Source organism: Lactiplantibacillus garii (genome assembly GCF_003885105.1).
In the GTDB taxonomy this organism is placed as follows: domain Bacteria; phylum Bacillota; class Bacilli; order Lactobacillales; family Lactobacillaceae; genus Lactiplantibacillus; species Lactiplantibacillus garii.
In genome coordinates this window covers 23,204-40,185 of the sequence record NZ_QWZQ01000022.1, presented here as the reverse complement: position 1 = coordinate 40,185, position 16,982 = coordinate 23,204, and the positions used below count along the sequence as shown (strand labels likewise).

Below are 16,982 nucleotides of genomic sequence, written 5' to 3'. Positions count from 1 at the left end.
AAAAATTCCTCCGCAATTCGGTTAGTTTGGTAAGATCAGACGATCGTTTAAAATGTATTTCTGGAATTCCTGGTAGACGGGTTTGAACAGGTCACTTTCCGCTTCGCTGCTGAGCATTTCCTTTGGGAAGAAGAAGCGCTGATCACCGGAAACCTTACCGGTAATTGCGCGGACTAGGTCGCTGACGGTCGAAAGTTCCAGCAGGGTGCCGTCTTTTTGCATGAGTTCGATCTGGGTCCGCGGTTTCTTCATCTTAGGATCGTAAGCGTCGTAGGGTAAGTCGTAGCTATCGTTGGTATCAGTGTAGTAGTGACTATCGAAACCGGCCTGCTCAATCAGTTTTTGTAAGTCGGAAATCAGCGGTTGAGTCAGGTGATCAACGCGCGCTGATTTTAGCGGTCGCCGGTCCAAGAAGCGGGTGGCTAGGTCGGCTAAGATACTATCACGGCTGTCGCGCCAGTGGTTAAAGTAGGTGTTTAAGACCCCGTCATCTAAACGTAAGTAATCGTGTAACGTAAAGTTGTTATTAAAAAACGGCAGCAGCATATGCGGCGTCGCTTCGGCATCGACCGCGTGACTCTGGTACAGGTCGTTGGCCCGTTCCAATAAGTGGTCTAAGATCACTTCCATTGAACGGGAAACTGGGTGGAAGTAAACTTGCATGTACATTTGAAAACGGCTAACGATGTAGTCTTCAACGGCGTGCATCCCTTCCATGGCGAAGGTGATCCCCCCTGAGTACGGGCGCATGACCCGTAAAATCCGGGTCAAATCAAAGTTGCCGTAGTTGGTGCCGGTAAAGTAAGAATCCCGTAAGAGGTAGTCCATGCGGTCGGCATCGATTTGACTGGAAATCATCTGAACAACTTGGGGATTAGGGTACGTTTTTTGAATCACGGCCGCGACTTGTTCTGGAAAATCAGGGGCGACTCGCCGTAAAACCTGGTTGACCTCGGTTGCGGGTGAGGTGATGATCTGCGCGGTCAGCGCTTCGTGATCGGTATGGAAGATGTGCTCAAACGTATGGGAATACGGACCGTGACCAATGTCGTGCAAGAGGGCCGCGCACAGCGCAACTAGGCGTTCGTGATCGTCCCAACCACCGTCACCGGGCGTTTTGGTGGGGTAGTTGCGCTCAAAGTTGTCACAGATTCGGCGGGTGATCTCGTAAACGCCGAGGCAGTGCCCGAAACGAGAATGTTCCGCGCCGTGAAAAGTGAGTGAAGTCGTGCCGAGTTGTTTGATTCGCCGGAGTCGCTGGAACTCCGACGTATTGATTAAATCTAAAATGACCTGGTGCTGCACGTAAACGTAATCGTGGACCGGGTCACGTAAGACTTTTTCCATGGGTAATAATTGTTGACGGTAAGTCAAAAAAATTCCTCCGTTCGTTATCCGTTAATGCAGACGTTGTTGGCGGCGTTGCATTTCTTGGTAGGCTCGCTTTAAATGGGCCTGAAATTCTGGTTCTTCGGTTAGCAGCGGTAAGCTGGTGGTGTCAACCGCTCCCCGTTGGCGCAGGACGGCGAGAAATGCCCGTTGCGCTGCCGGTACGCTTAGTGGCTGACCAAGCTGTTCAGCGACCGTAGTCATGACGGCCGGGTCAACGGTGGGAAAGCGGGCGTCAGTGTGGTTACCCAGCCCCGCCGTGTAAAAGTCGCGAATCAGCCGACTGCGGCGTGCTTGGTCGCCGTTGACGCTAACGTAGAGCATGATCACTAGGGCGTTCGCGGTTCGGCGCTGGGACATCCCGGCGATCTTTTGACCGTGAATGCTCAGGTCGTAATCGCCCGGGCAATACGATTGCGCGATTTCACCGGTCGCAATGGGACAGGTCGGCCACACCGCTCGGACGTAGTCGACCATCAGTTGGTAGGCGGCGGTAATGGAGTAATCGCTACGGCTGGCAGGTAAGAAAAGTGAGACGTTTAAGACCCCGTCGTCGGCCACGACCGCTAACCCCCCCGAATTACGCAGGAGGGTTTGGTAGCCGGCCCGCTGTAAACCGGCTAGTCCGGTGGTTAACTGCGGCAGTTGCTGGTCGAGCAGTCCTAAAATTACCGTGTGACTAAGTTGCCAAAAGTGGACGATGGGCTGTTGGCGTTCGGCCGTGAGCCACAGTAAGGCGTTGGTGTACGCGAAACTGTCCAGCAGCGCGGCTGGTTCGTAATGTTGACTTAAAGTGGCAATTGTTGGCATGTATTCACCCCGTTCAGACATCAGTTTCAAGCTTAATTATACCCGAATTAAACCGCTATCGCAGGGTGAAGCCGTGCTTAGGTTGATTTTTAGTTATTTTTAGGGGAATGGCTTATAATTAAAAATGAAGTTTAAGGACGTGAGCGGACACGTACGTACTGGTGACCAATTTGGAAATCAGGGTACGGCCTGACTAGGCGTACCGAGTATTAGGAGGACAATTTTATGGATGATTTAACAACCGGGGTACCCGTAGCCATTCACTTAGAAACGCAGGCTCGCCAAGATGGTGATACCGCCAACTACGCTTTGGACGTTGACGGGCAGCTGGTCCAAATGGGAGGCGCGTTTTATTTACGCTACAAAGAAGTGAACGATGATGCGCCCGACCCGATTCCGGTAACCATTAAACTGGCAAGCAACGGGGATGTCGTGCTGACGCGCAGCGCTGAAAACCGGTTACGGTTGCACTTCTCAAATGGTAAGCGGGTGCGCGCGCACTACCAAACCCCGATGGGTATTTTACCGGTCGAAACGGTCACACCGATGTTACAAGTGCGATTACGGGAACGGCCATTTTCTGGTGAAGTTAACGTTAATTATGATTTATACGCAGGGGAGCAACTAATTGGTAACTACAAGTTGCGATTGCAATTCACGGCCTGATTTGGTATGATGAACTGTAAACTGTGGAAAGGACGTGCACCAGTTTGGAACTAAAACAATTTGATGGACAAAAGAAGTCCGAATTATCTTTAATCGAGGTTGCGCATGCGATCTTATCACAACATGGTGATGTGATGGCGTTTGCCGATTTAACCAACGCTGTGCAATCATATTTAGGTAAAAGCGACGAAGAAATTCGGGAGCGTTTATCACAATTTTATACCGATCTGAACATCGACGGTAGTTTCATTTCGCTCGGTGACAATATGTGGGGCCTGCGTGCATGGTACCCATTCGAATCCATTGACGAAGCCGTTATTCATACCGATGACGATGAAGACGATGATCGGCCAAAGCGTAAGAAGCGTAAGAAAGTTAACGCCTTCTTAGCCGACGCCGGGGATGATGACGACGTGATCGATTACGATGACGACGATCCCGAAGATGATGATAATTATGACGATGATGACGATCAAAACGACGACGATGACGATTCAGAAAGCAACGGTAAGTATGATGAATTAGCCGGTGTTGATGATAGCGATGACGACGCCGCGGACGAGACGTTACCAGACGGCATTGAAGGTCAATTATCCGAATTGAACGATGACGATGATGACGACTACGATGACGAAGATGATGATCAAAACAAATAAGCTTCCCGAGATTTTGCCTTGACGAAAAGTCAATCTCCTTGTATTATCTTATTTGGGCTCTCATGTAGAAGTACATGGGACAAACGAACGTAATTAGCTCCCTATTTCATTTGGAATAGGGAGTTTTCTTTATTGTAGCCAAACCCCACGAAATAAATCTTTAAGGAGTTATCACATGACCAAATATATTTTTGTAACTGGTGGCGTTGTTTCATCAATTGGTAAAGGTATCGTCGCAGCTTCGTTAGGACGATTATTAAAGAACCGGGGCTTAAAAGTCACCATTCAAAAGTTTGATCCATACATCAACGTTGATCCTGGTACGATGAGTCCTTATCAACACGGGGAAGTCTTTGTGACGGACGATGGTACGGAAACCGACTTGGACTTAGGTCACTACGAACGGTTTATCGACATTAACTTGAACAAGTATTCCAACGTTACGACGGGTAAGATTTATTCAGAAGTTCTGCAAAAAGAACGTCGGGGAGATTACTTAGGCGCTACGGTTCAAGTGATTCCACACATCACGAACGCCATTAAGGAAAAAATCATGCGGGCCGGGACGACGACCGATTCAGACATCGTAATCACCGAAATTGGTGGGACCGTTGGGGACATTGAATCCTTACCGTTCATCGAAGCCCTCCGTCAAATGAAGAGTGACTTAGGTTCCGATAACGTCTTCTACATCCACACGACTTTGATCCCGTACTTACGGGCCGCTGGTGAAATGAAGACTAAGCCAACACAACATTCTGTTAAGGAACTCCGGAGTTATGGGATTCAGCCGAACATGTTAGTTGTTCGGACCGAAAAGCCAATTACCCGGGAAATGCGGAACAAGATTGCGTCCTTCTGTGACGTTGAACCGGAAGCCGTTATTGAATCCTTAGACGTTAAGACGATCTACTCCATTCCGTTGAACGTGCAAAAGCAAAACATGGACCAAATCGTTTTGGACCACTTTGAGATTGATGCACCGAAAGCTGACATGAGTGACTGGGTTGAACTGGAACACCACGTTCAAAACTTATCCCGTAAGATCAAGATTGCCCTAGTTGGGAAATACGTGGCGTTACAAGATGCCTATATTTCTGTGACTGAAGCGTTGAAGCACGCTGGGTACACCGACGATGCGGAAATTGAACTCAACAAGATCTCCGCGGAAGACGTTACGCCGGATAACGTTCAAGAATTATTAGGGGACGCCGACGGAATTTTAGTTCCCGGTGGTTTCGGTGACCGGGGGATCGAAGGCAAGATCACGGCCATTCAGTATGCTCGTGAAAACGACGTACCGTTCTTAGGAATTTGTTTAGGAATGCAAATGGCCAGTGTCGAATTTGCCCGCAACGTCCTTGGTTTGAAGGATGCCAATTCAGCTGAAATTGATCCCGATACGCCGGATAACATTATTGACTTAATGGCTGACCAGGAAGACGTTGAAGATATGGGCGGGACCCAACGGTTGGGCGCCTATCCTTGCAAGTTGAAGCCGGGAACGGTTGCTGCTAAGGCCTACCATAACGAAGAAGTTGTCATGGAACGGCACCGTCACCGTTACGAATTCAACAATAAGTACCGGGAAGCCTTTGCCGCTAAGGGCATGGTCTTCTCCGGTACTTCACCGGACAATCGTTTGGTTGAAGTTATTGAATTACCAAAGAAACGGTTCTTCGTGGCGTCACAATACCACCCAGAATTTTTATCACGGCCTAACCGTCCAGAAGGGTTATTCAAAGCCTTTATCGACGCGGCTAACCAAACGGGTAAAACTAAGTAAGTTAAATGAGGGACTCAAGCATTTGGGCTTGGGGCCCTTTTTTTTGTCGAAATCGTACGCAAATAGGTGACCTTTTAGCCTGAAAGCGATTAAATTGATTAAGTTCATGACTTTATTACGCAAAAAGATTACAGTTTCCTGATATTGGTTGTTTTTTTGGGTGACATTCTTTATTATGGTTAATGATTGTATGATACAGTGTGACACTTATTTAGCGAGGAAAGTTATGTTATGAAAAAAATGATTATCCATGGCGGAAAACGACTTTCTGGGGAATTAACGATCGGTGGCGCAAAAAATAGTACCGTCGCACTGATTCCTGCTGCGATTCTCGCAGACACTCCGGTCCGATTTGATACGGTTCCGCACATTCTTGACGTTCACAATTTAAAAATTATTTTGGAATCGATGAACGTCCATTCCACTTTTGAAAATGACGTTTTAACAATTGATCCAACCCACATTGAAGAATCAGAATTACCAAGTCGCGCAATTAAAAGTTTGCGGGCTTCCTATTACTTTATGGGCGCCCTACTGGGGCGTTTTAACCGGGCCACGGTGACGTTCCCCGGTGGTGACAACATTGGACCCCGGCCCATTGACCAACACATTAAGGGTTTTAAAGCCCTTGGTGCCAACGTTGTTGAAGAAAATGATTCCGTGTTCATTTCAACGGGCACGGAGGGTCTCCACGGCGCGCGCATCTTTTTAGACGTGGTTTCCGTTGGGGCCACCATCAACATTATCTTGGCGGCGGTCAAGGCTCACGGGACGACGACGATTGAAAACGCGGCGAAGGAACCCGAAATTATTGACTTGGCCACTTTCCTAAACAACATGGGGGCTAAGGTTCGAGGTGCCGGAACGGACGTGATCCGTATTGAAGGGGTTGATTCGTTACGGTCCCGGGCGACCCACACGATTATTCCCGACCGCATTGAAACGGGTACCTACTTGTCGTTGGCGGCGGCCATTGGTGACGGTATCTTACTCAAGAACGTTATTCCGGAACATATGGAATCGTTTACGGCTAAGATGGTTGAGATGGGGGTTGACCTTCAAATCAACGAAGACAGCATTTACGTCCCGCGAACCAATGATTTGGGACCAGTGCGGATTAAAACCGCAACTTATCCGGGATTTGCAACCGACCTGCAACAACCAATCACACCACTGCTTTTACGGGCTACGGGTAACAGCGTGGTCATTGATACGATTTATCCTCAACGGACGCAACACATTGAGCAATTACGTAAAATGGGTGCGGACATTCACGTTCAAGACAACTTGATCGTGGTGGGACATTCATCGCACTTACAAGGTGCGCACGTTGAAGCTGGCGAGATTCGTTCTGGTGCGGCCCTAATGATTGCCGGCTTAACGGCTAGTGGGACGACCGAGATTTCGCGGGCGGACAACATCTTGCGCGGTTACGACCGGGTAATTGAAAAACTGCATACTTTGGGTGCGGACGTGGAAATCGCGGCGGACGAACAAGTTCCCGAAAGCTAAACCACGGTTAGAAAGAATTGTGTTTATGGAAAAAATTTTAACAATGCACGACCTTGAGCAAAAAACGCTGAAGGAAATCTACACTTACGCGCGCGACTATAAGATCCAGTATTATTCACAGATGAATAAGAAGGAGCTTTCCTTAGCCGTACTGCGGGAACAGGATAAAAAGCGGGGATTCGTGCAAATGGAAGGCGTCTTGGAAATTATTGGCCAAGAGGGCTATGGTTTCCTGCGGCCAATCAATTACGGACCGTCACAAGAGGACATCTACATTTCACAATCCCAGATTCACCGGTTCGGTCTGCGTAACGGTGACTACGTGGCCGGGCAGGCCCGGCCACCGAAGCCGAACGAACGTTACTATGGGTTGATGCGGGTTGGGACGGTTAACGGTAAGGACCCTAATGAGGCTAAGCAACGGCCCCACTTTCCTGCCCTGACGCCTCTTTACCCGAACCAGCAAATTAAGTTAACAACGACCAAGTCGGTTTTAGCGACCCGCTTGATTGACACCTTTGTCCCGATTGGCTTTGGTCAACGGGGCTTAATTGTGGCCCCGCCGAAAGCCGGAAAAACGACGTTACTCAAAAATATTGCCAACGGTATTATGACGAATTATCCGAATGCTAAGTTAATTATGTTACTAATTGATGAGCGTCCGGAAGAAGTTACCGACCTTGAGCGCTCCATCAAAGGTGAAGTGGTGAGCTCCACTTTTGATCAGCAACCGCAAAACCACGTGCGAGTTGCCGAGTTAGTCCTCGAACGGGCGCGGCGGTTAGTCGAAGATAAGCAAGACGTGATTATTTTACTTGATTCGATTACCCGGTTGACCCGGGCTTACAACCTGGTGATTCCGTCCAGTGGGCGGACACTTTCCGGGGGGCTCGACCCAACGGCCTTTTACAAACCTAAACGCTTTTTTGGTTCTGCCCGTAACATTGAAGAGGGTGGCAGTTTGACCATTCTGGGTACGGCCCTAGTTGATACTGGGAGCCGAATGGACGACATGATTTACGAAGAGTTTAAGGGGACCGGTAATTCGGAACTTCAACTATCCCGTGAATTAGCGGAACGGCGGGTCTTTCCGGCACTTGATCTTAAGCAATCCAGCACCCGCAAGGAAGAGCTCTTAATACCTAAGAAGCGCTTGGAACCGGTTTGGCAAATTCGCCGGTCAATGAACGGCAACGCCCTCGACTATACCGAGCAATTGTTGCAGTTCTTACGAAATACGAAAACGAACGCGGAATTCTTACGCGACTTGGCCGGCTTAAAATTTAGCGGTCAGTCCACGCGGGGACGCGGGAACGGCTCGCGGCGCTCATAAAGCGTCTTGACGAGTATGGCGGGTTCATGATAAGATGTTACTCGTTGATTAAAACAATGATAATCTCTGTTTCAGCAAATGATTCAGGGCAAAGGAGCGTAAAAAACATGCAAAAAGGAATCCATCCAGATTACCACGAAGTTGTTTTCCAAGATTCAACGACTGGTTTTAAGTTCCTCTCTGGTTCAACGGCAACGTCTGACGAAACTGTTGAATGGGAAGATGGGAACACTTACCCATTGATCCGTGTTGAAATTACTTCCGATTCACACCCATTCTACACTGGTAAACAAAAGTTCACCAAAGCCGATGGTGCGGTCGATCGTTTCAACAAGAAATACGGTCTCAAATAAGCTTAACAATTGTGAAATCCTCCAGCTTGCTGGGGGATTTTTTTGTGGCATCGCTACTAGTGAAGCATGGCGGTGCCCCGTTTCAGCATCGCTGCCATGGCACATAAAAAGTGTAAATTACGCCGTTCATTTTGCGTAATTTACACTTTTAAAATTTTGTCACCCGTGCTTCGAAAGCGCGGATCAGGTTGCGCGCGTTAGTTTAAATAACGGTCACTAATAGCGCAGGATGGCTAACGCGGACGTTCCATTAGGCATACGGTCGGCGGGAATGATTCGCACTTGCCCGTTTTTAGCCATCACGACGTCAACTAAGTCGTCAATTAAGTTATCCGGTTCGGCGACGGGGTCGGTCAGCATGACGTCACTACTTGGCAGGGTGCCGGCAACTTGGGCGCCACTCGCGACGATCAGCATTTCAACGCGACCGCTTAACGCGGGCTTGATCATGTCGAACGGATCACTCAAAGCCCGTTTTTGCGACTGGGCTTGGTCGTAACGGTCCAACATGATGTCGGCTAACTGGGTGTGCCACTTGGTTTGGATGGTTTCGGTGGCGGTTTGCATCGCGCCTAACGATAAGTTCTTGGGTGATTTAGGGATACTCAAGTAGGCGGATAAATATTGGTTTTTATTGACCTGACGAAAAAGGGCCTGGTTATGGGGTAACCCCATTAAAATTAACGGTCGCTGGGTGCTTTGCGAATAGTCCGTTAAGTACTGGGCCACGTGGTGGTAATAATTCTTCTGGTCGATCTCCCGTTCTTCCGCCTTAGCGTTATGACCGTGGTAGTTAACCCCGTGGACCGGACTCGAGTTAAAGTTTAAGTCGCCACCGCGTTTTTCACTCCCCAGCGTTGCTTTCAAATTGAGCGGTGCACCGGGTAATAGGTCAACTAACGTAAAGTTACCCCGACGTTGCTCGTAGAGGGCCATCGAATCTTCGTTGAGGGCCAGTAGGTCAAAGTCAAATTCGTGTTGCCGGTCAGCTAGAATGGGCCGGATGGCCGGCATCCCGTTGACAATGACCTGGTTGTCGGTTGGGTACTGGAGGTCAAAGATCATTAATTGTTGGTCGTTTGCGATGAGGCCGGTCTGGGGCCCGGTGTGTTGCAACCAAAAGTCATTATCGTTCATTAAGCGTTCAAACTGCGCGTGAAACGGTTGAAAACTCACACTGGGAAAGCGGTGGGCCAACTGGGTTCGAGCGTCGTTAACCAGTTGCTTAAATTCTAAGCGTTGCTGGTTTAAGTCGTTGAGCACTGCCGCGGTATTCAGATAGATAGCGATGAATGGCCCGGTGTCACGTTGCTGCATTAACTGGGTGAGATCGTTTTTTACCATGGTATCCATAGGTCCAACCTACTTTCTATATTTAATACATCTAGCATAACAAAATTAATATCTTTTATGCAAATATTATGATTATGATAAGAATAAAATGATTAATAACGTTTTTACGAATCCGGTACTTTCTTCTACTGACTAATTAAGGTATATTTACGGTAGACGTCTTAAATGATTGACGTTAAACGTATGGGAGGGCATTGTTATGCAATCAAAAAAGCATCCCGCTTTAAAGTGGTTAGGTCGGGGCTTATTTGTCATATTAATTGCGATATCATTAGCACTAATTTTTAATGAACAGATCAAGAGTTGGCTGGTTAGCTCGTATTCACCAACGGTAACGGCTAAGTCGGTCAAACAAAACGCTAAAAAGAAGGGTGATTTCAACTTTTCGAAGGTCAAATCACTCGACTTTCAAACGGTCGCAAAGGCGCGCATGAACAAGAATGCCATTCACGTGATTGGTTCGATTGTGATACCATCAGTTAATTTATACTTACCGATTGGAAGCGGGGTCAGCAACGAAACGTTAGCGCTCGCTGCTGGAACGATGAAGGCTGATCAGCAAATGGGGAGCGGAAACTACGCGTTGGCTGGACACCACATGATCAAGCACGGGGCGCTATTTAGTCCCTTGTACTATAAGAGTAAGGTTGGTCAGATGATCTATTTATCCGACGCAAAGCACATTTACGCTTACAAAACGACACAGCGCACGTTTATCAAGGCGACCGCCGTGCAAGTCATTGACGACGTACCGGGTAAAAAACTGGTGACCCTGATTACGTGTGATAAGACCGGCGCCGGACGGTTAATGATTCGCGGGACGTACGTGCAGAAGTGGGCCTTTAAGCAAGCCCCGACGAACGTTCAAAAATCGTTTGCGAGTCATTTTAATAACAAATATTAACATTGTTACATTTACGGGGAACGGTGTTTTCACGCCCCAATTCAGGGTACAATGTAAGTAATTGGCAAGGATGCCAATAGAAATTATCAGAGGAGGTCTCACTTGATGGTAGGTTTAGTTATTATTGCTGTCATCTTAGTCCTAATTGCGATTTACGTTGTAATTTATAACGGTTTGGTCAAGTCCCGGATGTACACCCAGGAAGCGTGGAGTCAAATTGACGTTCAACTCAAGCGGCGTACGGATCTGATCCCTAACTTGGTCAATACCGTTAAGGGCTACGCAAAGCACGAAAAGAGTACGTTAGAGCAAGTGGTGACCTTACGGAACCAGTTGACCCAAGTTCCGAGTGGTGATCACCAACAAGCGATGGCCGTTTCGGATCAGTTAACGAATTCGTTAAAGAGTATCTTTGCTTTGGCCGAAAACTATCCGGATTTAAAAGCTAACCAGGAATTTGGTAAGCTGATGGAAGAGTTAACGAACACGGAAAATAAGATTGCTTATTCACGGCAATTGTTCAACTCTAGTGCGGCCAGCTATAACATGAAATTACAACAATTTCCGTCTAACCTGGTTGCGGGAATTCACCATTTCCAAAAGGTCGAATTCCTAACCGTACCGGAGGCGGAAAAGAAAGCACCGAAAGTTTCTTTTGAAGATTAGAGGTTACGCCCATGTTATTTGAGCAAATTGCCCGCAACAAGCGGCACACGTTTTACGTGATGGCCGCTTTTGTTGTTTTAGTGGCCGTGATTGGGATGGCCGTCGGGTACGTTTTTTTTGATAATACGGTTGCCGGACTGTTGATGGCAATTATCGTTGCGGCGGTGTACATGGCCATTATGATTGGCCAGTCGACCGACGTTGTCATGGGGATGAACCACGCCCGCGAGTTACACGGTGCGGATGACGACCCGGAACTTTGGCACACCGTCGAAGACATGGCACTGGTAGCAAAGGTCCCGATGCCGCGGGTCTTTATTATCGATGATGACAGTCCCAACGCGTTTGCCACTGGCAACAACCCGCAACACGCTGCCGTTGCGGTGACGACGGGAATTCAAGCCCGTTTGAACCGCGAAGAAATGGAGGGCGTGATTGGGCACGAAATGACCCACGTCCGTAATTATGATATTCGGTTACAAACCATTGCCTTAGCCCTCACCGCTGCAATCAGCTTGCTAGTGAACTGGGGAATGAACGCCTTTTGGTGGGGTGGCGGTCGGCGCCGGCGTGACGATGACCGGGATGGTAACGGGGCGCAAGCGCTGTTAATGATCTTGGCGGTCGTGGTCATAATTCTGGCACCGCTCGCGGCCAGCCTAGTTCAGCTGGCGCTGTCCCGTAACCGGGAATATTTAGCTGACGCGGGTAGTGTAGAATTAACCCGCAACCCGGTGGGCTTGATCAACGCTTTAGAGAAAATTGATGATAGTCAGCCGATGCAGCAAGCGGACCCCAGCAGTGCGGCCCTTTACATTTCTGATCCGTTTAAAGCTAAAAAATCGTGGGCGCACCTGTTTGACACGCATCCGCCAATGGCCGACCGCATCGCCCGTTTAAAAAAGATGTAATAAAAGACTGCGGTTATTTTGATAACGGATTATAATAGGACTAAATAGACAGTTGAAAGAGTGAGACGGTTGCAACGCAGATATATTTACGCCAATTTAGAAAAACTTGATAATTTAGTCTTTGCCTATGGAATTGATCAGAGTGACTTCGTACATGGTATCAAACGTTTACCGGCGAACATTGTTTCGCTGGTCGGGGTTGACGATGACGAACACGCCGTTAACGCCCATACTGGATTAAACGTCATCAACGATGAAAATGAGATTCGACGGTATCTGTTACAAACACATTCGCTCCCCGTTAAGTGGTTGGATTATGACGAAGTGGGCGACCTGGACTTCTTGACCGCGACGGAAATTGCGGAACTATTGTACCTGGGTCACATGGACCGGCCCATCCGGTCACCTTTTAATTATAAATTGCGTAACCACTACGTCTTTCTTGAACAGCGTAATGGTGGCATCAAGTTGTACTTTTACTACATTTCAGCTTTTAGTCACGTACTCAGTGCGGCCATTATCCGCCACACTTTGGCCGCGTACCGGGGACGGCGGATGTTTATGCGGTCGCTAAGCGTTCCGCGGGTGCCGGAAGATATTTTGAAACAATTGGTGAAATTAATGCCGGATGGATTGTTCATCTATTTTGATCAATCGATGGTTCGCCAACGGCAACTGTTAGTCCCAGTTCACACCGAAATGGCAAACGACGACATTGAAGTGTTTGATCCGGATCGAAGTGAAGAAAACCGTCGGACGCATAACGTTGCTACCCTTGAGTTTAATTTGGTTTCGGGTAAATGGGGGCTGCAAGTCCACGATCAAGCCGCTTTTGAGGACCATTTATAATAATTGGTAACTTGCACATGAAAAAGCCACTAGTTGGTGAACAGTAACGTTGAACAAGCAATTACTCCTGGGTGGGGTAGTTGCTTGTTTTGGTTTGAAACGTGCTCAGGTCAAGCTGCGTGCTGTGCTTGCTACGTCAGCGGCAAACTGCCAGGCCCGCATTTCACCGCTGACTAGGCAATGCTCACACGCAACCCGGCAGAACCTCACACTCTGGTCCCTAAAGTGGTATAATTTTTATGCGCGTAGCTAGATCTTTAGTTGCTACGATTCGAGAAAGTGGAACCTTAGTCAAAATTGGGTTACCCGTTACGGGAACCACGAATGGAGAGTTTAATTTATATGAAGATGCAAGTTACCGAAATTGCCAAGGCCGTTCAAGCCGTCAACGCTGAACAAGCTTGGCCCGATGTTAACGTAACGGGAGTGTCCTTTGATAGCCGGCGCCTACAAGCGGGTGACCTATTTATTCCGCTCGTTGGCGAAAACGACGGGCACCAATTTATTCAAAGTGCCATCGATCACGGCGCCGTTGCCACCCTTTGGGCCAGCGACCACGCCGACAGTGCCCCGAGTGAGTTACCCGTTATTATGGTGGCGGATACCCTGAGTGCGTTACAACAACTTGGTCAATACTATTTACAAAAAATTAACCCTAAGGTCGTGGCCGTTACCGGGAGTAACGGAAAGACAACGACTAAGGACATGATTGCTAGTGCTTTAAGTACGCAGTTTAACGTCACGAAAACGCACGCTAACTTTAATAATCAAATTGGGGTTCCGATTACTTTACTAAGTATGGAACCTAATACGGAAGTCGTGGTCGTCGAAATGGGCATGGACCACTTCGGCGAACTGGACTTTCTCAGTCGGTTAGTACAACCCGACGTGGCGGTCATTACCATGATTGGTGAAGCCCACATTGAGTTCTTTGGGACCCGGGATAAAATCGCGGATGCCAAAATGGAAATCGTCCACGGCTTAAAGGCTGACGGAACCTTCATTTTTAACGGCGACGAACCCCTCCTGCAGGAACGAGCTAAAGAAGTCACGCAGCACCAACGGACGTTTGGCCTGGAAGCAACCAACACCTTAGCTGGAAGTGATGTCACGACGAGTCGTTCGCAAACGGCGTTCAAGGCCAGTTTGTGGCCCGACGACACGTACACGATTCCAATGATGGGGGCGTACAACGTTAACAACGCGTTGGCCGCGTTACTCGTAGCCGATACGTTCCACATCCGACCAGCCGCGGCCAAACAGGCTTTGGCAAGCTTCGTTCCGACCGAAAACCGGACGGAATGGCTTACTGGTAGTAAGGGTGAAGCCATTTTAAGCGACGTTTATAATTCGAACCCCACCGCGGCCCGGCGAGTTTTGGCAGCCTTTGCCGCGGTACCGGCTAAGGGTAAACGGATTGCCGTATTGGGTGATATGTTGGAATTAGGTGAACAGTCGGATGCGCTGCACGTTAGCTTAGCGGGTGAGTTAAATCCGGACACCATTCCGAGTGTTTATTTGAACGGCGAGCACATGCGGGCGTTAGCCACCGCGCTGGCGTCTAAGTATCCGGCCGGAGCCGTGCACTATTACCCAACTGATGAACAGGCTCAGTTAATTGCGGACTTACAGACCGAAGTCCAGGCGGATGACCAGGTCCTGTTAAAGGGGAGTCATGGGATTCACCTTGAGAACGTTTTAACGGCTCTGGAAACCGTTGATGAAAAATAAAATTTGAAATTTTATCATGAGAGACTCCTCGCGACGGGGAGGTAATGGTGACGCTAACAAAAATTAGCTCAACCGTTTCAGGCCCGTTCGTGCTAGGGGTCTTTCTTGCTTATTTAGGGTAACCGGTGTATGATAATTCAGTTGTACCATTTGAAAGTCAGACCGTTGGCTTACATGACAGCGCCTTACGGGGAACGGATTTTTTCCTAGCTATCAGTAATCCCATGGTGTCATCCTTAGGAGGAAACATATTTGAAGTTTACAGAACTAGGCTTAACCGATAGCCTACTTAAAGCAGTTAACCGAGCAGGCTACGAAGAAGCCACTCCAATTCAAGCAGAAACCATTCCAATGGTGCTTGAAGGTAAAGACGTGATTGGTCAAGCTCAAACCGGTACGGGTAAAACCGCTGCGTTTGCGTTACCAATCCTACAACGCTTGGATTTTGACAACCATAATATCCAAGCCTTAGTTATTTCACCAACGCGTGAATTAGCAATCCAAACTCAAGAAGAAATCTTCCGTTTGGGTAAAGACGAACGGGCAAAAGTCCAAGTCGTTTACGGTGGTGCTGACATTCGCCGTCAAATCAGAAATCTGAAACAACATCCCCAAGTAATTGTTGGGACGCCGGGCCGTTTATTAGACCACATCCGGCGTGGTACCGTTAAGTTGGACCACGTGAAGATGCTCGTCTTGGACGAAGCGGACGAAATGTTGAACATGGGATTCTTAGAAGACATCGAATCCATTATCAAACAGGTGCCGGACGAACGCCAAACGATGCTGTTCTCCGCAACGATGCCGCCTGAAATCAAGCGCATCGGGGTTCAGTTCATGAAGGAACCGCACCACGTTAAAATTAAATCAAAAGAAATGACCGCTGATACGGTTGATCAATACTACGTTAAGGCCAAGGAATACGAAAAGTTCGATATTATGACGCGCTTGTTTGATGTTCAGTCCCCTGAACTCACCATCGTGTTTGGTCGGACGAAACGCCGGGTTGATGAATTATCAAAGGGGTTGGAAGCGCGTGGTTACAACGCTGCTGGAATCCACGGTGATTTAAGTCAACAACGACGGACGCAAATTATGCGTCAATTCAAGGCCGGTAAGTTGGATATCTTGGTTGCAACCGACGTGGCTGCCCGGGGACTTGACGTTTCTGGTGTGACCCACGTTTACAACTACGATATTCCTCAAGATCCGGATAGTTATGTTCACCGGATCGGCCGGACGGGTCGTGCGGGGCACAAAGGGGTTTCATTGACCTTCGTGACACCAAACGAAATGGAATATTTGCGGGTCATTGAAAAGTTGACCAAGAAGCGGATGTTACCATTGAAGCCACCAACTGAAGCCGAAGCTTTTGCCGGTCAATTAGCCGCTGCGGAAGCTGACGTTGATACGTTGGTTGCTAAAACGTCGACGGATAAGTTTGCCGACCAAGCTAGTGAGTTATTACAGAAATACGATGCGACCGACTTAGTTGCGGCGTTATTAAACGAATTAACTAAGGATGACGCAACGGCGGTACCCGTTAAGATTACGCCGGAACGGCCATTACCACGCCATAAGGGTGGCGGTAACAACCGTCGGGGTGGTTACCGTGGTAACCGTAACCGGAATAGCAACGGCCGCGGTGGGAACCGTGGCGGTTATTCACACAACGGTCGTAATCGCGATCGTGACCGCGGTGGTCGTGGCGACCGTAAGAGCGGCGGCTACAAGGGTCGTTCACGTGACGACAACCGGAGTAATAACCGTAATCATGATGAAGGGCGTAAGCAAAGCAGCAAGCGGAGCTACACCATTCGGACGAACGATTAAGTTTAAGTAACATGACAAATTAACGTCGTTAAAGACGGATTCGTTTTAAAAAGTCGAGCGTTTGCTCGGCTTTTTTGTTTGGTCACAATGGTAGAATGATACCAAATCAGTTAATGCAAAAGAACCTTCACGTCAGCGTGAAAAGATTGCGTGCTGTTTAACCTTTTATCGTTCCCGTAGCTGTGGTAAATTGGAAACATCAAACGTGATAATTAGTCTTGAAAGGCGGC

15 protein-coding genes are annotated in these 16,982 nt (G+C 48.4%); 12 read left to right on the top strand and 3 right to left on the bottom strand.

From position 1 onward, the window contains the following. Positions 1 to 21: 21 nt before the first annotated feature. Both D1831_RS07880 and D1831_RS07875 read right to left on the bottom strand, forming a co-directional pair. A complete protein-coding gene (locus D1831_RS07880) occupies positions 22 to 1,374 on the bottom strand; it encodes an HD domain-containing protein (protein WP_125072387.1) in 1,353 nt (450 codons plus the stop codon). A gap of 24 nt (positions 1,375 to 1,398) precedes the next feature. Next, positions 1,399 to 2,199, bottom strand: coding sequence for a lipoate--protein ligase family protein (locus D1831_RS07875; RefSeq protein WP_225422819.1), 801 nt, complete (start codon positions 2,197 to 2,199; stop codon positions 1,399 to 1,401). A gap of 225 nt (positions 2,200 to 2,424) precedes the next feature. Here D1831_RS07875 and D1831_RS07870 point away from each other — a divergent pair, with 225 nt between their 5' ends. The 6 genes from D1831_RS07870 to D1831_RS07845 all read left to right on the top strand — a co-directional run bounded on the left by D1831_RS07870 (position 2,425) and on the right by D1831_RS07845 (position 8,505). Further along, positions 2,425 to 2,865: a DUF1934 domain-containing protein gene (locus D1831_RS07870; protein ID WP_125072386.1), complete on the top strand. Its 441-nt coding sequence runs from the start codon at positions 2,425 to 2,427 to the stop codon at positions 2,863 to 2,865. 44 nt (positions 2,866 to 2,909) lie between these two features. Further along, on the top strand, positions 2,910 to 3,521 hold the full coding sequence (gene rpoE / locus D1831_RS07865; protein ID WP_125072385.1) for a DNA-directed RNA polymerase subunit delta: 612 nt from the start codon (positions 2,910 to 2,912) through the stop codon (positions 3,519 to 3,521). 175 nt (positions 3,522 to 3,696) lie between these two features. Then, a complete protein-coding gene (locus D1831_RS07860) occupies positions 3,697 to 5,307 on the top strand; it encodes a CTP synthase (protein ID WP_125072384.1) in 1,611 nt (536 codons plus the stop codon). A gap of 231 nt (positions 5,308 to 5,538) precedes the next feature. Beyond that, the gene (locus tag D1831_RS07855; protein WP_125072383.1) at positions 5,539 to 6,819 is read left to right on the top strand and encodes a UDP-N-acetylglucosamine 1-carboxyvinyltransferase; all 1,281 of its coding nucleotides are present in this window, start codon (positions 5,539 to 5,541) and stop codon (positions 6,817 to 6,819) included. A gap of 25 nt (positions 6,820 to 6,844) precedes the next feature. Then, positions 6,845 to 8,152 carry a transcription termination factor Rho gene (gene rho, locus D1831_RS07850; RefSeq protein WP_125072382.1) on the top strand — a complete coding sequence of 436 codons (1,308 nt, stop codon included), beginning with the start codon at positions 6,845 to 6,847 and terminating at the stop codon, positions 8,150 to 8,152. Positions 8,153 to 8,259: 107 nt separating this feature from the next. Beyond that, positions 8,260 to 8,505, top strand: a complete 246-nt coding sequence (locus tag D1831_RS07845; protein WP_125072381.1) for a type B 50S ribosomal protein L31 — start codon at positions 8,260 to 8,262, stop codon at positions 8,503 to 8,505. A gap of 216 nt (positions 8,506 to 8,721) precedes the next feature. Here D1831_RS07845 and D1831_RS07840 read toward each other — a convergent pair whose 3' ends face one another. Further along, positions 8,722 to 9,858 (bottom strand): baeRF6 domain-containing protein, encoded by a 1,137-nt coding sequence (locus D1831_RS07840; RefSeq protein ID WP_125072380.1) that lies wholly within the window; start codon positions 9,856 to 9,858, stop codon positions 8,722 to 8,724. A gap of 199 nt (positions 9,859 to 10,057) precedes the next feature. Between D1831_RS07840 and D1831_RS07835 the strand changes: the two genes are divergently transcribed. The 6 genes from D1831_RS07835 (at position 10,058) to D1831_RS07810 (ending at position 16,752) form a co-directional block, all read left to right on the top strand. Then, positions 10,058 to 10,762, top strand: a complete 705-nt coding sequence (locus D1831_RS07835) for a class A sortase (RefSeq protein ID WP_125072379.1) — start codon at positions 10,058 to 10,060, stop codon at positions 10,760 to 10,762. Between the two features lie 105 nt (positions 10,763 to 10,867). Further along, positions 10,868 to 11,428, top strand: coding sequence for a LemA family protein (locus tag D1831_RS07830; protein WP_125072378.1), 561 nt, complete (start codon positions 10,868 to 10,870; stop codon positions 11,426 to 11,428). Positions 11,429 to 11,439: 11 nt separating this feature from the next. Then, positions 11,440 to 12,339 (top strand): zinc metalloprotease HtpX, encoded by a 900-nt coding sequence (gene htpX, locus D1831_RS07825; RefSeq protein WP_125072377.1) that lies wholly within the window; start codon positions 11,440 to 11,442, stop codon positions 12,337 to 12,339. Between the two features lie 60 nt (positions 12,340 to 12,399). Next, the gene (locus D1831_RS07820; protein ID WP_179950307.1) at positions 12,400 to 13,188 is read left to right on the top strand and encodes a hypothetical protein; all 789 of its coding nucleotides are present in this window, start codon (positions 12,400 to 12,402) and stop codon (positions 13,186 to 13,188) included. Positions 13,189 to 13,530: 342 nt separating this feature from the next. Further along, positions 13,531 to 14,919, top strand: coding sequence for a UDP-N-acetylmuramoyl-tripeptide--D-alanyl-D-alanine ligase (locus D1831_RS07815; RefSeq protein ID WP_125072397.1), 1,389 nt, complete (start codon positions 13,531 to 13,533; stop codon positions 14,917 to 14,919). A 252-nt stretch (positions 14,920 to 15,171) separates the two neighbouring features. Then, complete coding sequence (locus D1831_RS07810; RefSeq protein ID WP_125072375.1) at positions 15,172 to 16,752, top strand: DEAD/DEAH box helicase; 1,581 nt, start codon at positions 15,172 to 15,174, stop codon at positions 16,750 to 16,752. Positions 16,753 to 16,982 lie beyond the last annotated feature (230 nt).

Excerpts from the sequence above, each read along its gene's own strand:
- D1831_RS07875 (WP_225422819.1), bottom strand. The coding sequence starts at position 2,199 with ATGCCAACAATTGCCACTTTAAGTCAACATTACGAACCAGCCGCGCTG.
- D1831_RS07870 (WP_125072386.1), top strand. The coding sequence starts at position 2,425 with ATGGATGATTTAACAACCGGGGTACCCGTAGCCATTCACTTAGAAACG.
- D1831_RS07860 (WP_125072384.1), top strand. The coding sequence starts at position 3,697 with ATGACCAAATATATTTTTGTAACTGGTGGCGTTGTTTCATCAATTGGT.
- D1831_RS07855 (WP_125072383.1), top strand. The coding sequence starts at position 5,539 with ATGAAAAAAATGATTATCCATGGCGGAAAACGACTTTCTGGGGAATTA.
- rho (WP_125072382.1), top strand. The coding sequence starts at position 6,845 with ATGGAAAAAATTTTAACAATGCACGACCTTGAGCAAAAAACGCTGAAG.
- D1831_RS07845 (WP_125072381.1), top strand. The coding sequence starts at position 8,260 with ATGCAAAAAGGAATCCATCCAGATTACCACGAAGTTGTTTTCCAAGAT.
- D1831_RS07840 (WP_125072380.1), bottom strand. The coding sequence starts at position 9,858 with ATGGATACCATGGTAAAAAACGATCTCACCCAGTTAATGCAGCAACGT.
- D1831_RS07835 (WP_125072379.1), top strand. The coding sequence starts at position 10,058 with ATGCAATCAAAAAAGCATCCCGCTTTAAAGTGGTTAGGTCGGGGCTTA.
- D1831_RS07830 (WP_125072378.1), top strand. The coding sequence starts at position 10,868 with ATGGTAGGTTTAGTTATTATTGCTGTCATCTTAGTCCTAATTGCGATT.
- htpX (WP_125072377.1), top strand. The coding sequence starts at position 11,440 with ATGTTATTTGAGCAAATTGCCCGCAACAAGCGGCACACGTTTTACGTG.
- D1831_RS07815 (WP_125072397.1), top strand. The coding sequence starts at position 13,531 with ATGAAGATGCAAGTTACCGAAATTGCCAAGGCCGTTCAAGCCGTCAAC.